Here is a 13865-nt window from a genome sequence, read left to right on the forward strand (position 1 = left end):
TCCTCGTCGTCGCAGGCGGCCGCAGACATTTTCCCGTCACCGAGCCCGGGCGCCGATCTACCAGCGGTCGTGGACGTGCGGGCGGATCAGGTCGTCGTAGACCTCGCGGATCGCCGTCCGCACCGGCTCGTCCAGCGGGGCGAGGTCGGCCGCGGCGGCGTTTCCGCGCGCCTGCTCCGCGTTCCGCGCGCCCGGGATCACGACGGTCACCTGCGGGAGATCGACGATCCAGCGCAGCGCGAACTGCGCCATCGTCGCGCCCACCGGCACCAGCGGCCGCAGCCGTTCGACGGCCTCCAGCCCGACCTCGTAGGGCACCCCCGCGAACGTCTCACCCACGTCGAACGCCTCGCCGCGACGGTTGAAGGTGCGGTGGTCGTCGGGACCGAACGTGGTGGCCGCGGTGTAGCGCCCCGAGAGCAGGCCCGACGCGAGCGGCACCCGGGCGATGACCGCGACACCGGCCTCGTCCGCCGCGGGAAGCACGTGATCCAGCGGCTTCTGCCGCAGCGCGTTCAGGATGATCTGCACGCTCGCCACGCCGGGTCGCGCGATGGCCGTGAGGGCCTCGTCCACCCTCTCGACGCTCACGCCGTACGCCGCGATCCGCTTGTCGGCCACGAGCTCGTCGAGCGCGTCGAAGACCTCGTCGCGCGAGTAGACGGGCGTGGGCGGGCAGTGCAGCTGCACCAGATCCAGCGTGTCGACACCGAGATTGGCCCGCGAACGGTCGTTCCACGCCCGGAAGTTCTCGCGCGTGTAGTTCTCCGGCACCTGCTCGACGCGCCGGCCCATCTTGGTGGCCACCACGAACCGCTCGTCGTTCCGCTCCCGGAGGAACCGGCCGACCAGCGTCTCGCTGCGACCGTCCCCGTAGACGTCGGCGGTGTCGAAGAAGCTGACGCCGGTGTCGGCCGCCGCATGCAGCACCGCGAGGGCATCGGCCTCGTCCACCCGGCCCCAGTCCGCGCCGAGCTGCCAGCAACCGAGCCCGACGATGCCGACCTCACGACCGAGTCGTCGCGCGTTCCTCTTCTCCATGGTCGGAGCGTACGTCGGCAGCCGCGGCCACTCGCTCGTGCAGCCGGGACCTGATCTCCTCCGGCGAGTAGGACCGCCGGCGCCGCTCAGCCCGCACCGTGACCACCCCGGTGGCCGCAACCCCTGCGAGCCCGGCCAGGCCCAGCCACTTCCACCACCGCATCCGGATAACCTACCGGCCGTGCCGGCCAGCGTGATCACTCTCGACCAGGCGTGCGAGCTGGCACGGACCGGGGACGTCTGGATCTTCCGGGGCAGCAGTCCGGCCGACCGCGCCATCCGAGGGCTGACGAATGCGCCGGTCAACCACGTGGGCATGGCCATCGTCGTCGACGATCTGCCGCCGCTGATGTGGCACGCCGAGCTCGGCCGTTCGCTGCCGGACCTGTGGTCGGGCACGCACCAGCGCGGGGTACAGCTGCACGACCTTCGTGACGCGGTGCTGGTCTGGGGCCACCGCTACGGCCAGCGCGCCTGGTTGCGGCAGCTCGACGGCCCGCTGACCCGCGAGATGGAAGATGCGGCGCTGCGCACGGTGGCACGGCTCGACGGCACACCGTTCCCCTCGATGGCACGTCTCGCCGGCCGCTGGTTGCGGGGCCGGGCACCGGACCTGCTCCGGCGACGCAACAGCCGGGACCCGTCGCCGGGCCTGGAGACGGCCTACTGCGCGGAGGTCGTGGCCGTCACGTACGAGGAGATGGGGCTTCTGGCCGAGCCGCGCAGCCCCAGTTGGTACGACCCCGGGCGCTTCTGGAGCGGTGACGAGCTGGACCTCGCACCCGGTTTCCGGCTCGGCGGGGAGATCGCGGTGACGCTGCCGCCCGCCCCGAGCGCCCCGGCCGAGGCCACCCGGCGACCGGCCCGCCGGCTCAGGCGACGCCGCCCACGGGCCTGAGGATCCGGCACTCCTCGCAACAACCTGAGCGTTCGACCAGGTTTCTGCTAACCTGGGCGCTCGGGTTTCTCGTGGAGGTGGTGGCGGTGCCGTGGCTGTTCCTCGCCGGCGCGATCCTCACAGAGGTCGCCGCCACCACGGCGCTCAAGCTCTCAGAGGGTTTCACACGCCTTGTGCCCTCGATCGTCGTGGTGATCGGCTACATCACGGCATTCGCCATGCTGTCCCAGGCACTCACCCGCGGCATGGGGATCGGCGTGGCGTACGGCGTCTGGGCGGCCGTGGGAGTCGCGCTCGTGGCGATCATCGGCGCTGTGTTCCTCGGTGAGAGCATGACGTGGGTGCAGGTTGCAGGCATCGCGCTCGTCATCGCCGGAGTACTCGCCCTCGAGCTCGGCGCCCACCATCCGGAAGCCCGGCAATGACCGTCGCGGAGCCCTCCGACGGTCGCCGGCGCAAGGGCGAGCGCAGGCGGCGGCTGCTCATCGACGCGACGATGCGGGTGATCGAGCGCGACGGGCTGGCGGCGGCGAGCCAGCGCGTGGTGGCGCAGGAGGCCGACGTACCGCCCAGCACCGTCACCTACTACTTCCCCGCCGTCGACGATCTGCTCGTCGCGGCGCTCACCGCCTCCAACGAGGATTACATACAGCGGCTCGAGGAGTGCGCCGCGGCCGAGGATCCTCTGGCACGGCTCGCCCACCTGATCTCCGAGAGCACCGGCTCGCGCCGCGCCCATGTCGCGGCCGAGTACGAACTGTTCCTCATGGCCGGGCGACGGCCGGCCCTCCAGCCGGAGGCGGTGCGGTGGACCGAGGGTCTGGATGCATTCCTGGCTCCGCACGTGGCAGATCCGGTCGAGCGTGCGGGGGTCGCCGCGGCTGTCGACGGGCTCTTCCTGCGTTGTTTCTGCGCACCCGATCCGCCGGAGGCGGACGAGGTGCATACCGTGCTTGCCCGGCTGATCAGACGGGAATGATCGCCGGAGGAGCACCTGCCGGGGGGTTCGAGCCTCAGGCTGGCACTCGAGAACCGGAACGCCCCGGGTCGTTCTGCAGTGTCGTTCCCCATTCCGTCCGCCGATAGCGACCGGGCGACGGGCATTCCGGCTCGACCCACTGCCGTGCCCGCTCTCGCATCCTTACTGTCTCGGCCCGGTCACCGTCCCGTAACGGTGACCGGTTGCCGGGGCCGCCCGGCATCTGCTCATCCGGGTCGGGGGGTTGTGAATCTCCTGTGACAAACGAGAGCGTGGCTCCCATTGACAGCCTCTACCACCCACCCGGTCCCGGGCCGGCAACAGGCTCGACACCTCACTCCGACACCACATCTCGCGACATCAGTTCTCGCGGTCGACGCGACAGCGGAGTCCCACGCACACCGTCTTGTCGGGACCGTCATCCCGCGATGGTCATCCTCCGACGGTCCCCATGCATCGACGCTGCGCCATCATCGGGCGCACTATTTGCATCAGTCCTCTCACCGCCCGTTCCAGCGGGGCGCGCGCTTCTCACGGAACGCGGCCACCCCTTCGTCGGCATCCTGCGACATGTTCACCATGATCTGGGCCCGTTCCGTGGCGGACCATCCGCGCGATTCCTCATCGGTCACCACCTCGGAGAGTGCACCGAGAGTGGCGCGCTGGGCGACGGGGGCGTTGGCGCACACCCGCTCCGCGAGCGCCAGCGCCGCGGCCTCCGCCTCACCGGGCTCGACCAGCGCGTTGACCAGCCCGAGCGACCACGCCCGCTCCGCGTCCAGCGGCTCGCCGGTCAGCAGCATCTCGTTGGCGATGTTGCGGGGCAGGGCCCGGGGCGTCCGGAACAACGCACCGCAGTTGGCCACGAGTCCGCGTGCGGTTTCCGGCAGCGCGAATCGTGCGGTCCGCGCGGCCACCACGAGGTCGCAGGCCAGAACGATCTCGAAACCGCCGCCGTAGGCGATGCCCTCCACCGCGGCGACCAGAGGGGTCGAACGATCACGGCGGACGACGCCGTAGTTGCCGCCCCGCGCAGTTGGGCCACCCGCACCGGCCACAAGATCAGTACCTGCAGAAAAAGCTTCCGGCGATCCGGCGAGCACACCGGCCCACAGCTCTGGATCGTCGTCGAGCTCGTTGAGCGCGGCGTCGAGTGCGGCCGTCATACCCGCGTCGATCGCGTTGCGCTTGGCCGCGCGCTCCATCCGTACCAGCAGGATTCGTGCTCGTCGCTCGACCGTCACAGCCACGCCACGAGCCTAGTCACGTCGACCCGCACCTCGGCAGTAGTGGCCCTGACCGGGCCTTTTCCGGCGTCCGGCGATCCCATTCGGCCGGAATGGCCCGGCGGCCGGGGCGCGGAAGGACCCGGTCGCCAAGGAACCTTCCTACCCCGATCGACAATGGGTACCTCACTCCTTTATTATCGTGCTCGCAATTGACGCCCACCCCTGTTCGGAACCGTGGAACCCTCGTAGGACATCGAGGGCACCTCGGTGTACCCGGAGCCCCCTGAAAGGCAGCGCACATGGCCAAGCAGACGACGGTCACGCTCGTCGACGACCTCGATGGCACCGAGGCCGAGGAGCAGATCGAGTTCGCGATGGATGGAAGGTCCTACGAGATCGACCTCTCGGCGGCCAATAGCGCCAGATTGCGTGAGGCGCTGGAGCCGTTCGTTTCCGCTGCCCGCCGCACCGGTGGCCGCCGTCGTTCGGCCGGCAGTGCAGCCCCGGCCCGCCCGAGCACCGACCGTGAGCAGAACCAGGCCATTCGGGAATGGGCCCAGGCGCAGGGCATGAAGATCTCGGAGCGGGGCCGCATCCCGTCCAACGTGCTCGAGGCCTACCACCAGAGCCACTGACACAGAAGCTGAACATCTGTTAGCGCCCTTCGGGCGCCGCGGTATGCCAGGCTGGCTCGGTGATCCAACCGGCAGCCGTGCACATGGTGCTGCCGGGAAACGATCCGTCGTGGACCACTACCGGCATCCATGTACATCGCGGCGACCGCGTCACGTTGCTCGGCTCGGGTCGCATCACGTGGTCGGCGGACCACTGGGGCGGCCCCAAGTATCACCTCCGGGGCCGTGTCCCGGGTGGAGACGTTTTCGGCTGCACCCAGGACACCACCACCGTTGTGGTCGACCACTCGGGGCCGCTGCAGCTCTGCGTCTACCTCGGCGCCTGGGCCGACCGGTCCGGCACACTCACCCCGATGACGCGTGCCGACGGTTGCGGCCCTCCTGGCTATGACCCGGGGTCGTTGACGGTCACGGTGCTGCACTGGCCGCGGGGTGTCGATCCGGTCGACGGCCTCGCTGCGCTCCCGCCCGGCATCGCCGATCCGTGGCTCGCCGGTGCGGAGCGGCGGCGGCTGCTCCACCCCGTCGTGCCACCGGCCGGCTGGTCCTACCTCCTGGCCACCGGACCGGCTGACATCTACCGGCATGCCCTCGCCGAGGGCAGGCCGGTGATCGAGGTCCTCTGTGACGACGACGCCGGGGTCATCGAGAAGGACGTCGACGTCGTCCTCCGCGACGACACGATCATCGAGTGGAGCTGGCGGGTCGAGGCACTGCCCGGCAGGGTCCCGGAGAACACGGCCTGCACCCACGACCTCCTCGGCATCGGCGCGGTCTTCGCCGTGGGGCCCGACGCGAACGGCCGGCCCGAACCGGGCATCAACTGGTTCTGGAGCGCCACCCTGCAGCCCGAGGACGACGCCTTCGACTGCGCCGTCCCCGGTTGGACCGCGACACATGTTCCCGTGCGCCGCGGTCCGGCAGGCCTCGGCCGGTGGCGACGGGAGTCGCGCGCGGTGCAGGTCGACCACGAAAGGTTCGTCGGTCCGGCCCCGGCCCGCATCCGGTCGCTGCGGCTCGTCGCGGTGAGCCACTTCGGTCACGGCACCGGGCGGGCCACATTCCGCGACATCGTCGTCCGCACCGGCGGAGAGCGAATTCAGGTGCTCTGACCGCGAGCATTACCTCCGAGGTGATCGACCGGCCCACCGTGGCCGGGCGAAGGTCTCCATGTCATGTTCGACCGTGAACACCGGAGGCTCCCGATGCCCGCCACCATTACTCCCGGCACCGATCTCGTCCAGGCCTACCTGGCCGCGTGGAACGAGACCGACCCGGCGGCCCGCAAGGCCGCGATCGATGCCGCATTCACGCCTGACGCACGCTATGTCGACCCGCTCGCCGACGTCAGCGGCGCCGACGGGCTCGACGCCCTGATCGCCGGCGCACAGCAACAATTCCCCGGGATGGAATTCCGGCAGATCGGGGATGTCGACTCGCACCACGATGTGTGCCGCTTTCAGTGGGGCCTCGGTCCGGCCGGGGCCGAGCCGCTCGTGATCGGCTTCGACGTCGTGGCCGTCGCGGCTGACGGCAGGATCACCACCGTGCACGGTTTTCTGGACCGCGTGCCCGCGTGATCGACCCGGACGGGCCGGCACTCCGCACAGGATGCCGGCCCGTTCCGAACGCCGGCCCGTTCCGGCCGGCACATGTCGTCGGTAATGCCCGCCTGTGGGAACCGCTGTCAGCGCGGGCCCATCCGGATCGCGCCGTCGAGCCGGATGACCTCGCCGTTGAGCATGGGGTTGGCGACGATGTGCGCCGCGAGTGCCCCGAACTCGGCCGGGTCGCCCAACCGGGACGGGTGCGGCACCTGCGCACCGAGCGACGCCCTGGCCTCCTCGGGAAGGCCTGCCATCAACGGCGTGTCGAACAGGCCCGGCGCGATGGTGACCACCCGGATGTACATCGAGGCGAGATCACGTGCGATCGGCAGGGTCATGCCCACCACCCCGCCCTTCGACGCGGAGTAGGCCGCCTGGCCGATCTGGCCGTCGAACGCGGCCGCCGATGCCGTGTTGATGACGACGCCGCGCTCCTCCCCGACAGGATCGTGAGCCACCATGCGTTCGGCGGCGAGCCGAAGCACGTTGAACGTGCCGATCAGGTTGATCTCGATGATCCGCGTGAAGTCGGCGAGCGGGAAGACACCCTTCTTCCCGATCACCCGGATCGCGTTGGCCGTGCCGGCGCAGTTGACGGCCACCCGCAGCGCGCCCAGGGCGTCGGCGACGTCGAGCGCCGCCGCCACCTCGCTCTCGCTGCGGACATCCGCGGGCGCGAACCGCACCGCGTCTCCGAGCTCCGCGGCCCGCTCCTTCCCGGGCGAGCCCGGCAGGTCGACGATCACGACCTTCGCTCCGGCGGCCACGAGCGCCTTCGTCGTGGCGAGCCCGAGGCCGGATGCGCCCCCGGTGACGACCGCGACGCTCTCGGAGATGTCCACAGATCCTGCTCCCGTCCGAACCGTCAGAGGTGACTGTTCATACCGGGAACCGTCATACCATCGCCTGATCGGGAGGCGCACAGGCGCCACACCACGTCGACGCCCGCCTCTCCCGCCGTGCGTTCCTCCTGCGGCGCCCGGCGGTCCACCTCCCGGAATCCCAGGCGCCGCGGGATCGCACCGCTCGCGACGTTGGCGAGGTCGTGGACGATCTCGACCCGGTCCGCGCCGATGCGGAACGCCTCCGACGTGAGTGCCGCGGCGGCCGCCGTCGCGTAGCCGAGCCCGAGGTGAGCGGGATGCAGCCAGTACCCGATCTCGAAGCCCCCGGGCCCGATCCGGCTCATCATCGAGCAGCTTCCGACCAACGCCGGGCCGGGGGCGACGATCGCGTAGTCGTAGTCGGTGCCCCACACCTCCTCGGTGCGGGCGATGTAGGCCACGGCGTCCGCGGTCGAGTAGCCATGTGCCGCCCACGCCATCCACGGCGCGAGGTGCTCGATCGACTCGCTCACGGCGCGGTAGAGGTCTCCGGCGTCCACGCGTCGCCACCTCCGCAGCACGACCGGCCCCCGACTGAGCTCGTCCGACGCCGTGTACACGCCTCGATTCTGCCTGGCACAACAAGTCGTGAGATAACGCGGCTGTCGATGAGAAGCAGCGATTCGCGCTCGGGAAACGGACGACTCGCGGGGTTGTCAGTCCGGGGTCGGGGTGGTGGCGCCTGTGTCCGACCGGTTGCTGCCCCGGGCTGCGCCGTAGCGGATGCGGGCTACTCCGGCCGCCACCGCGAGTGGCACCGCCACGCAGAGGGCCACCCGGAACAGCGTCCCGAAGGCGCCGGTGTCGGCCAGTGGGCCGGCCGCGGCGGTGCCGGCCGAGCTACCCAGGAAGAGCAGTGCGGCGAAGAGCGCCACGGCGGTGGCCCGCTCCGTCGGCACCACCTCGGTGGCCCACCCCTGCAACGTCGTGTGCAGGAACGCCCAGGAACCACCGAGCAACAAGCCCGCGACCGCGACGGTCGCGACGTTGACCGTGATCGCGGGGACGGACCAGCCGACGATCAGCAGCGCCCCGCCGATGCAGGCGAGCCCGCCGGGGGACGTCCGCCCGACCAGCATGCGCACCAGGCGCGACCAGCCGAGCGCCCCGACCCCGAACGAGGCGGCCACCAGGCCGGCGAGGGCTGCCGAGGACCCCAGCGCCTGCACGGCCGGCGCCAGGTAGGTGAGCACGCCGAGCACCGTCATGCCCTCGACGAACACCAGTGCGAAGACCACCAGGGCCCACCGCTCGCGCAGCACCCGCACGACCGACCGCAGCGGGTTGCCGGTGGCGGGGCTGCGGTCCGGCTCCGGCAGCCGGGCCAGGGCGACCCAGAGCAGGGCCGCGGCCACGGCCGTCACACCGGGGACCACGCGCCAGTGGATCAGGTCGGCGAGCAGACCCGCGCCCGCTGTCGCGACCGCGATGCCGAGCGACGACGCAGCCAGTACGTCCGCCAACGGACGCTGGCGCACTGCGGCAGGCCACATGTCACCGACGTAGACGAGCGTGGACGGGATGAGCGCGGCGAAACAGCCGCCCGCCACCGTGCGGCAGATCCCGAGGGCCAGCAGGTTCGGGGCGAGCACCGACCCGATCCCGGCGACCGCTGCGCCGAGTAGCGACAGGCGCATCACGCGGACGCGGCCGATACGGTCGCTGATCATCCCCCATACCGGCTGCATCAGGCCGTAGGCCAGGAAGTACGCGCTCGCCACACCTGCGACGGCCGACAGGGGTGCGTCCATGTCGAGACCGATCACCACGAGCAGAGGGGCGATCGCGAAGCGGTCGCAGGTACTGGTCAGGGCGGCCAGCTGCAGCAGCCGCAGCCTCCCTCGCTCCCCCACACTGGGGCGCACCTCCGTGGTCACCCGACGACCATCGTCCGTCACGGCCGCTCACGCTGCATCGAACCGGGGTGAGAACGGTCACTACCGACCTTCCGGCCGAGACACACGTAGGGGTGCGAACGACACCTCCGCGCCGGTCAAGGGCCCCAAAACCGACTCACTACGGTGTGCCAATGCGACGGACGATCTTCGGGCTCATCGCGCTGCTGCTCCTGAGCGCGTGCACTGGACCGGGAGCTGACACACCGCGGGATCTCAGCGGCGACTGGCACGGCAGCATCAACACCCCGGGGATCCCCCTGCAGATCGGCGTGCGCATCGCCGGCACCACCGGCACCTTCGACCTCCCGGCCCAGGGGCTTCGTGCGCTCGCGTTGAAGGACGTGCGCCTCGACGGCGACGCCGTCACGTTCCACCTGCCCGACGTCCCGGGCGGCGCCACCTTCGACGGCACCCTGAACCAGGACGGCACGATCGCCGGGAGCTACAGCCAAGGCGGGCAGACCGCCCCGTTCACGCTGACCGCAGGCGCGCTGCCCGATGTCGGGCGACCGCAGGAGCCGCAGCCGCCCTTCCCCTACCGCAGCGAGGACGTGACGTACCCGAGCGGTCCGCTGACCATGGCCGGGACGCTGACCGTCCCCGAGGGGGACGGACCGTTCCCCGCGGTCATGCTGATCACCGGCAGCGGCGCGCAGGACCGCGACGAGACCATCGCGGGGCACAAGCCGTTCCTGGTGCTCGCCGACACGCTCACGCGCACCGGCTACGCCGTGCTCCGCGTGGACGATCGCGGCGTCGGGGGCTCGAGCGGCGATCCCCAGCAGGCGAGCTACGACGACCTCACCAGCGACACTCTGGCCGGGCTCGCGTTCCTGAAGGGCCGCACCGAGATCGACCCCGCGAAGATCGGGCTGCTCGGCCACAGCGAGGGCGGCTACCTCGCGCCGCTCGTCGCCCAGAAGGCCGGCGCGGGCGGGGTAGCGTTCGTCGTGCTCATGGCTGCCCCGGCCGTCACCGGGGAGGAGGTGCTCGTCCTGCAGAACCGGTTGCTCTTCCAACAGGCCGGCGCGCCCCCGGAGCAGGTCCAGGCCCAGATCGACTACGTGCGCAAACTCAGTGGGCTGCTGCGGGCGGAGGACTACGACGCCGCCCGGCAGCTCTCCCGCGACCGCATCGCCCAGCAGACCTCGGCGCTGCCCGAGGATCAGCGTCCGAGCGCCGAGGAGCTCGAGGCCCAGCTGCCGGCAACCCCCGCGTACCGCGCTGTGCTCACCTACGACCCCGCGCCGGCCCTGCGGGCGCTGCAGGTGCCGGTGCTCGCCATCTTCGGCGCAAAGGACCTCCAGGTGCCACCGACCCAGAGTGAACCCGCGCTGCGCACGCTGCTCGCCGGCAAACCGGACGTGACGATCCGCACCTTCGCCGAGCTCAACCATCTGATGCAGCCCGCCACCACGGGCGCCATCACCGAGTACCCGACGATCGATACGACGATCGACCCCGAGGTGCTCAACCTGGTCACCAACTGGATGAGCGAGAGGTTCTGATGCCCGACGTCGACCCTGAGGAGTTCCGCAGGCTCGGTCACGCCGTCGTCGACTGGATCGCGGACTACCGTGCCGGCGTCGCCGGCCGGCCCGTGTTGCCCGACGTCCAGCCGGGGTGGGTGCGCGAGCAGCTGACGCCCACGCTGCTGTCCGCCGGCCTGCCCGAGGAGCCGCAGCCGCTCTCCAGCCTGCTCGACGAGATCGACCGGGTGGTCGTGCCGGCCACCACCCACTGGCAGCACCCCGGCTTCTTCGGCTACTTCCCGGCCAACGCCTCGCTGCACTCGCTGCTCGGCGACATGCTCTCCACCGGCCTCGGCGTGCAGGGGATGCTCTGGGCCACCTCGCCCGCAGCCACCGAGGTGGAGCAGGTGCTGCTCGACGCCATGGCGGGAGCGCTCGGGCTGGACCCTGTCTTCACGTTCGCGGGCGGCGGGGGCGGGTCGATCCAGGACTCCGCGTCCTCGGCGGCACTGGTGGCGCTGCTCGCGGCCCTGCACCGCAGCAACCCGGACTGGCGGGAGCGCGGCGTCGACGGCACGGAGCGCGTCTACACCACCGCCGAGACGCACTCCGCGCTCGCGAAGGCCGTGCGGGTCGTCGGGCTGGGCAAACAAGCGCTGCGGATCATCGAGCCGTCGCCGGGCTCGCTCGCGATGTCACCAGACGCCCTGGCCGCCGCGCTCCGGGCCGACTCCGAGGCGGGGCTGCGGCCGGTTCTGGTCTGCGCCACCATCGGCACGACGGGCACGGGCGCGATCGACCCGGTGCGGGAGATCGCGCATGCGGCGGCCGAGCACGGGGTCTGGGTGCACGTCGACGCCGCGTGGGCGGGCGTGGCAGCGCTGTGTCCGGAACTGCGCCACCTGCTCGACGGCGTCGAACTCGTCGACTCGTTCTGCACGAACGCCCACAAATGGCTGCTCACGGCGTTCGACGCGTCGCTGTTCTGGGTGCGGGACGCCACCGCACTCCCGGCCGCGCTCTCGATCACTCCCGAGTTCCTGCGCAACGCCGCCTCGGAGTCCGGGTTCGTCGTGGACTACCGCGACTGGCAGGTGCCGCTCGGTCGCCGCTTCCGTGCATTGAAGCTGTGGGCGGTCGTGCACGGCCACGGGCTGTCCGGGCTGCGGGCGCACATCCGCTCGCACATCGCACTCGCCGAGAAGCTCGCCGGCCGGGTGCGCGAGGATCCCGCGTTCGAGCTCGCGGCCGAGCCGGCGCTGGCACTGGTGTGCCTGCGCGTCGTCACGAGCCACGGGCCGGAGGCGGACGACCGCGCCACCCGCACCGTGCTCGAGCGCGTCAACGCCTCGGGCAGCGCATTCCTCACCCACACCACGGTCGGCGGCCGCTATGTCATCCGGGTCGCCATCGGATCGCTGCTCACGGAGTCCTCGCACGTCGACGCGTTGTGGGAGTCACTTCGCGAGGAGGCGGCGAAGGTCATCGCGAACGATCCCGACGATCGTCCCGATTTCGGCTCCTCCCGCTCGACGCACGTGTAGCGGGCCGCGTCCCCGTTGCCGCCACCCTCCCTGTGGTGGCGGCAACGGCCGCTTGACGATCGATCGAACGCCGACGTAGCGTCAGCGACAGGTCATGAGTGCCAGCACCAAGCCCCGGCTCGCTGGCCGGCAACCCTCCTCCGCGGTGGGGTGCTCCGGGTGACGACCAGGCCGCCGGGCGGGGTGCCCGGTGGCAAGCGCGGACCCGCCTGCGTTGCCGGGTCCCCTCATGAGGAGACCGTGTTGTCGCTCGTTCTTGCTCCATCCGATGTCTCGTCCGCCACGTCACGCGAGCTTCCCCCGGTGGTGGGCCACGACCTCCGGGTGCCACTGGTCACGGGTGGGAACGTGGCGTACGCCAACCTCGATCTCGCCGCCAGCGCGCCGGCTCTGCGCTCCGTGGCCGACCACGTCGCCGAGTTGCTGCCCTACTACGCGTCGGTCCACCGCGGCGCGGGCTACGCCTCCCAGGTCAGCACCGCCCTTCTGGAAGCCGCGCGCGCCACGGTCGGCGAGTTCGTCGGCGCCCGGCCCGAGGACGACGTGGTGGTGTTCACCCGCAACACCACCGACTCGCTGAACCTGCTCGCCGGGTGCGTGCCGGGCACCGTCCTGTGCCTGGACGTGGAGCACCACGCGAACCTGCTGCCGTGGCAGACCGGCGCCCACCAGGTGCTGGGGGCCGCCGACACCGTGGAGGAGACCCTCGCCGGCCTCGAGGCCGCCCTTGCATCGACTTCCGTGGCCCTGCTGGCGGTGACGGGCGCATCCAACGTCACCGGTGAGGTCTTGCCTCTGGGCCGGATCGTCGAGATCGCCCACCGGTGGGGCGCCCGGGTGGTGGTGGACGCCGCCCAGCTCGCGCCGCACCGCAGCATCGACATCGCGGCCACCGACATCGACTACGTGGCCCTGTCCGGCCACAAGCTCTACGCCCCCTACGGCGCGGGCGTGATCGTCGGCCGGCGTGACTGGCTCGACGTGGGCACGCCTTATCTCGCGGGTGGTGGCGCGGTGCGGGAGGTCGAGGTGGACCACACGATCTGGGCCGCCGCCCCGCACCGCCACGAGGGCGGCACGCCGAACGTGCTCGGCGCTGCGGCGCTCGCACAGGCCTGCCGCACGCTCGCCCCGGTGCTCGACGGCGCGGCGCTCGCGCACGAGCGCGCGCTCTCGGACCGGCTCGCGGCGGGTCTCGCCACCGTGCCGGACGTGCGGACGCTGCGGATCTGGTCGGACAGCACCGAACGCGTCGCCGTGCAGAGCTTCTCCCTCCCGGCGCAGCATCCGTCGGGACGGGTGGCCGCCTACCTCTCCGCCGAGCACGGGATCGGTGTCCGGGACGGCCGCTTCTGCGCCCATCCACTGCTGCTCAGGCTTTGTGGGGAGAACGGCGAGGCGCTGCGCGCGAGCATCGGGATCGGCACCACGGAGGAACACGTGGACCGGCTCGTGGAGGCGCTGCGACAGCTCGTCACGCAGGGCCCGCGCTGGACCTACGGACGTGTCGACGGGCGGTGGGTGCCGACCCCCGACCCGCGCGACCACGATCCCCTCGGGATCGTGGGCGACCTGGCTCTCGGCACAGGGGCCTCCGCCTGCAGTTCGGATTGATCATCCGGTCCGATTGATGTTGGACAGGCAAACCTAACAAGCAGCTATCCTCCTTTTCGATCAC

At 71.2% G+C, this 13865-nt stretch carries 15 protein-coding genes and 1 riboswitch; of the genes, 9 read left to right on the forward strand and 6 right to left on the reverse strand.

Translation table 11 applies throughout. The annotated features are described in order from the left end of the window. Nucleotides 1-57 precede the first annotated feature (57 nt). Nucleotides 58-1041 (reverse strand): aldo/keto reductase, encoded by a 984-nt coding sequence (locus ABD743_RS43755; RefSeq protein WP_344730510.1) that lies wholly within the window; start codon nucleotides 1039-1041, stop codon nucleotides 58-60. After that, nucleotides 1007-1204 carry a hypothetical protein gene (locus tag ABD743_RS43760; protein ID WP_344730512.1) on the reverse strand — a complete coding sequence of 66 codons (198 nt, stop codon included), beginning with the start codon at nucleotides 1202-1204 and terminating at the stop codon, nucleotides 1007-1009. Before ABD743_RS43760 ends, ABD743_RS43755 begins: the two co-directional genes overlap by 35 nt. An 18-nt stretch (nucleotides 1205-1222) precedes the next feature. On the opposite strand from ABD743_RS43760, the gene ABD743_RS43765 reads away from it, so the two are divergent. The 3 genes from ABD743_RS43765 (at nucleotide 1223) to ABD743_RS43775 (ending at nucleotide 2918) form a co-directional block, all read left to right on the forward strand. Then, complete coding sequence (locus ABD743_RS43765; protein WP_344730514.1) at nucleotides 1223-1939, forward strand: hypothetical protein; 717 nt, start codon at nucleotides 1223-1225, stop codon at nucleotides 1937-1939. A gap of 86 nt (nucleotides 1940-2025) precedes the next feature. Then, nucleotides 2026-2364 (forward strand): DMT family transporter, encoded by a 339-nt coding sequence (locus tag ABD743_RS43770; protein ID WP_344730516.1) that lies wholly within the window; start codon nucleotides 2026-2028, stop codon nucleotides 2362-2364. After that, complete coding sequence (locus ABD743_RS43775) at nucleotides 2361-2918, forward strand: TetR/AcrR family transcriptional regulator (protein WP_344730518.1); 558 nt, start codon at nucleotides 2361-2363, stop codon at nucleotides 2916-2918. Before ABD743_RS43770 ends, ABD743_RS43775 begins: the two co-directional genes overlap by 4 nt. A gap of 500 nt (nucleotides 2919-3418) precedes the next feature. Here ABD743_RS43775 and ABD743_RS43780 read toward each other — a convergent pair whose 3' ends face one another. After that, complete coding sequence (locus ABD743_RS43780; RefSeq protein ID WP_344730521.1) at nucleotides 3419-4168, reverse strand: enoyl-CoA hydratase-related protein; 750 nt, start codon at nucleotides 4166-4168, stop codon at nucleotides 3419-3421. Nucleotides 4169-4446: 278 nt separating this feature from the next. Here ABD743_RS43780 and ABD743_RS43785 point away from each other — a divergent pair, with 278 nt between their 5' ends. The 3 genes from ABD743_RS43785 (at nucleotide 4447) to ABD743_RS43795 (ending at nucleotide 6362) form a co-directional block, all read left to right on the forward strand. Next, the gene (locus ABD743_RS43785) at nucleotides 4447-4782 is read left to right on the forward strand and encodes a histone-like nucleoid-structuring protein Lsr2 (protein WP_344730523.1); all 336 of its coding nucleotides are present in this window, start codon (nucleotides 4447-4449) and stop codon (nucleotides 4780-4782) included. 59 nt (nucleotides 4783-4841) lie between these two features. After that, the gene (locus ABD743_RS43790; RefSeq protein ID WP_344730525.1) at nucleotides 4842-5894 is read left to right on the forward strand and encodes a DUF3047 domain-containing protein; all 1053 of its coding nucleotides are present in this window, start codon (nucleotides 4842-4844) and stop codon (nucleotides 5892-5894) included. A gap of 93 nt (nucleotides 5895-5987) precedes the next feature. Next, complete coding sequence (locus tag ABD743_RS43795) at nucleotides 5988-6362, forward strand: nuclear transport factor 2 family protein (RefSeq protein ID WP_344730527.1); 375 nt, start codon at nucleotides 5988-5990, stop codon at nucleotides 6360-6362. 107 nt (nucleotides 6363-6469) lie between these two features. Here ABD743_RS43795 and ABD743_RS43800 read toward each other — a convergent pair whose 3' ends face one another. From ABD743_RS43800 to ABD743_RS43810, 3 genes are all read right to left on the reverse strand, one after another. After that, nucleotides 6470-7231 (reverse strand): 3-hydroxyacyl-CoA dehydrogenase, encoded by a 762-nt coding sequence (locus ABD743_RS43800; protein WP_344730529.1) that lies wholly within the window; start codon nucleotides 7229-7231, stop codon nucleotides 6470-6472. A gap of 23 nt (nucleotides 7232-7254) precedes the next feature. Beyond that, nucleotides 7255-7833, reverse strand: coding sequence for a GNAT family N-acetyltransferase (locus ABD743_RS43805; protein ID WP_344730531.1), 579 nt, complete (start codon nucleotides 7831-7833; stop codon nucleotides 7255-7257). Nucleotides 7834-7929: 96 nt separating this feature from the next. Beyond that, nucleotides 7930-9150, reverse strand: coding sequence for an MFS transporter (locus ABD743_RS43810; protein WP_344730533.1), 1221 nt, complete (start codon nucleotides 9148-9150; stop codon nucleotides 7930-7932). A gap of 152 nt (nucleotides 9151-9302) precedes the next feature. Between ABD743_RS43810 and ABD743_RS43815 the strand changes: the two genes are divergently transcribed. The 3 genes from ABD743_RS43815 (at nucleotide 9303) to ABD743_RS43825 (ending at nucleotide 13801) form a co-directional block, all read left to right on the forward strand. After that, on the forward strand, nucleotides 9303-10679 hold the full coding sequence (locus ABD743_RS43815) for an alpha/beta hydrolase family protein (protein ID WP_344730535.1): 1377 nt from the start codon (nucleotides 9303-9305) through the stop codon (nucleotides 10677-10679). Continuing rightward, on the forward strand, nucleotides 10679-12187 hold the full coding sequence (locus ABD743_RS43820; RefSeq protein WP_344730537.1) for an aminotransferase class V-fold PLP-dependent enzyme: 1509 nt from the start codon (nucleotides 10679-10681) through the stop codon (nucleotides 12185-12187). Before ABD743_RS43815 ends, ABD743_RS43820 begins: the two co-directional genes overlap by 1 nt. Before the next feature lie 90 nt (nucleotides 12188-12277). After that, nucleotides 12278-12393, forward strand: a riboswitch (SAM riboswitch). A gap of 34 nt (nucleotides 12394-12427) precedes the next feature. Further along, complete coding sequence (locus ABD743_RS43825) at nucleotides 12428-13801, forward strand: aminotransferase class V-fold PLP-dependent enzyme (RefSeq protein WP_379659245.1); 1374 nt, start codon at nucleotides 12428-12430, stop codon at nucleotides 13799-13801. Nucleotides 13802-13865: the final 64 nt, after the last annotated feature.

It is taken from the genome of Pseudonocardia yunnanensis (assembly GCF_039534065.1).
GTDB classification, from domain to species: domain Bacteria; phylum Actinomycetota; class Actinomycetes; order Mycobacteriales; family Pseudonocardiaceae; genus Pseudonocardia; species Pseudonocardia yunnanensis.

What these genes read in the sequence shown, in the direction of transcription:
- ABD743_RS43785 (WP_344730523.1), top strand. Translation starts at nt 4,447, where the DNA reads ATGGCCAAGCAGACGACGGTCACGCTCGTCGACGACCTCGATGGCACC.
- ABD743_RS43775 (WP_344730518.1), top strand. Translation starts at nt 2,361, where the DNA reads ATGACCGTCGCGGAGCCCTCCGACGGTCGCCGGCGCAAGGGCGAGCGC.
- ABD743_RS43820 (WP_344730537.1), top strand. Translation starts at nt 10,679, where the DNA reads ATGCCCGACGTCGACCCTGAGGAGTTCCGCAGGCTCGGTCACGCCGTC.
- ABD743_RS43815 (WP_344730535.1), top strand. Translation starts at nt 9,303, where the DNA reads ATGCGACGGACGATCTTCGGGCTCATCGCGCTGCTGCTCCTGAGCGCG.
- ABD743_RS43755 (WP_344730510.1), bottom strand. Translation starts at nt 1,041, where the DNA reads ATGGAGAAGAGGAACGCGCGACGACTCGGTCGTGAGGTCGGCATCGTC.
- ABD743_RS43760 (WP_344730512.1), bottom strand. Translation starts at nt 1,204, where the DNA reads ATGCGGTGGTGGAAGTGGCTGGGCCTGGCCGGGCTCGCAGGGGTTGCG.
- ABD743_RS43795 (WP_344730527.1), top strand. Translation starts at nt 5,988, where the DNA reads ATGCCCGCCACCATTACTCCCGGCACCGATCTCGTCCAGGCCTACCTG.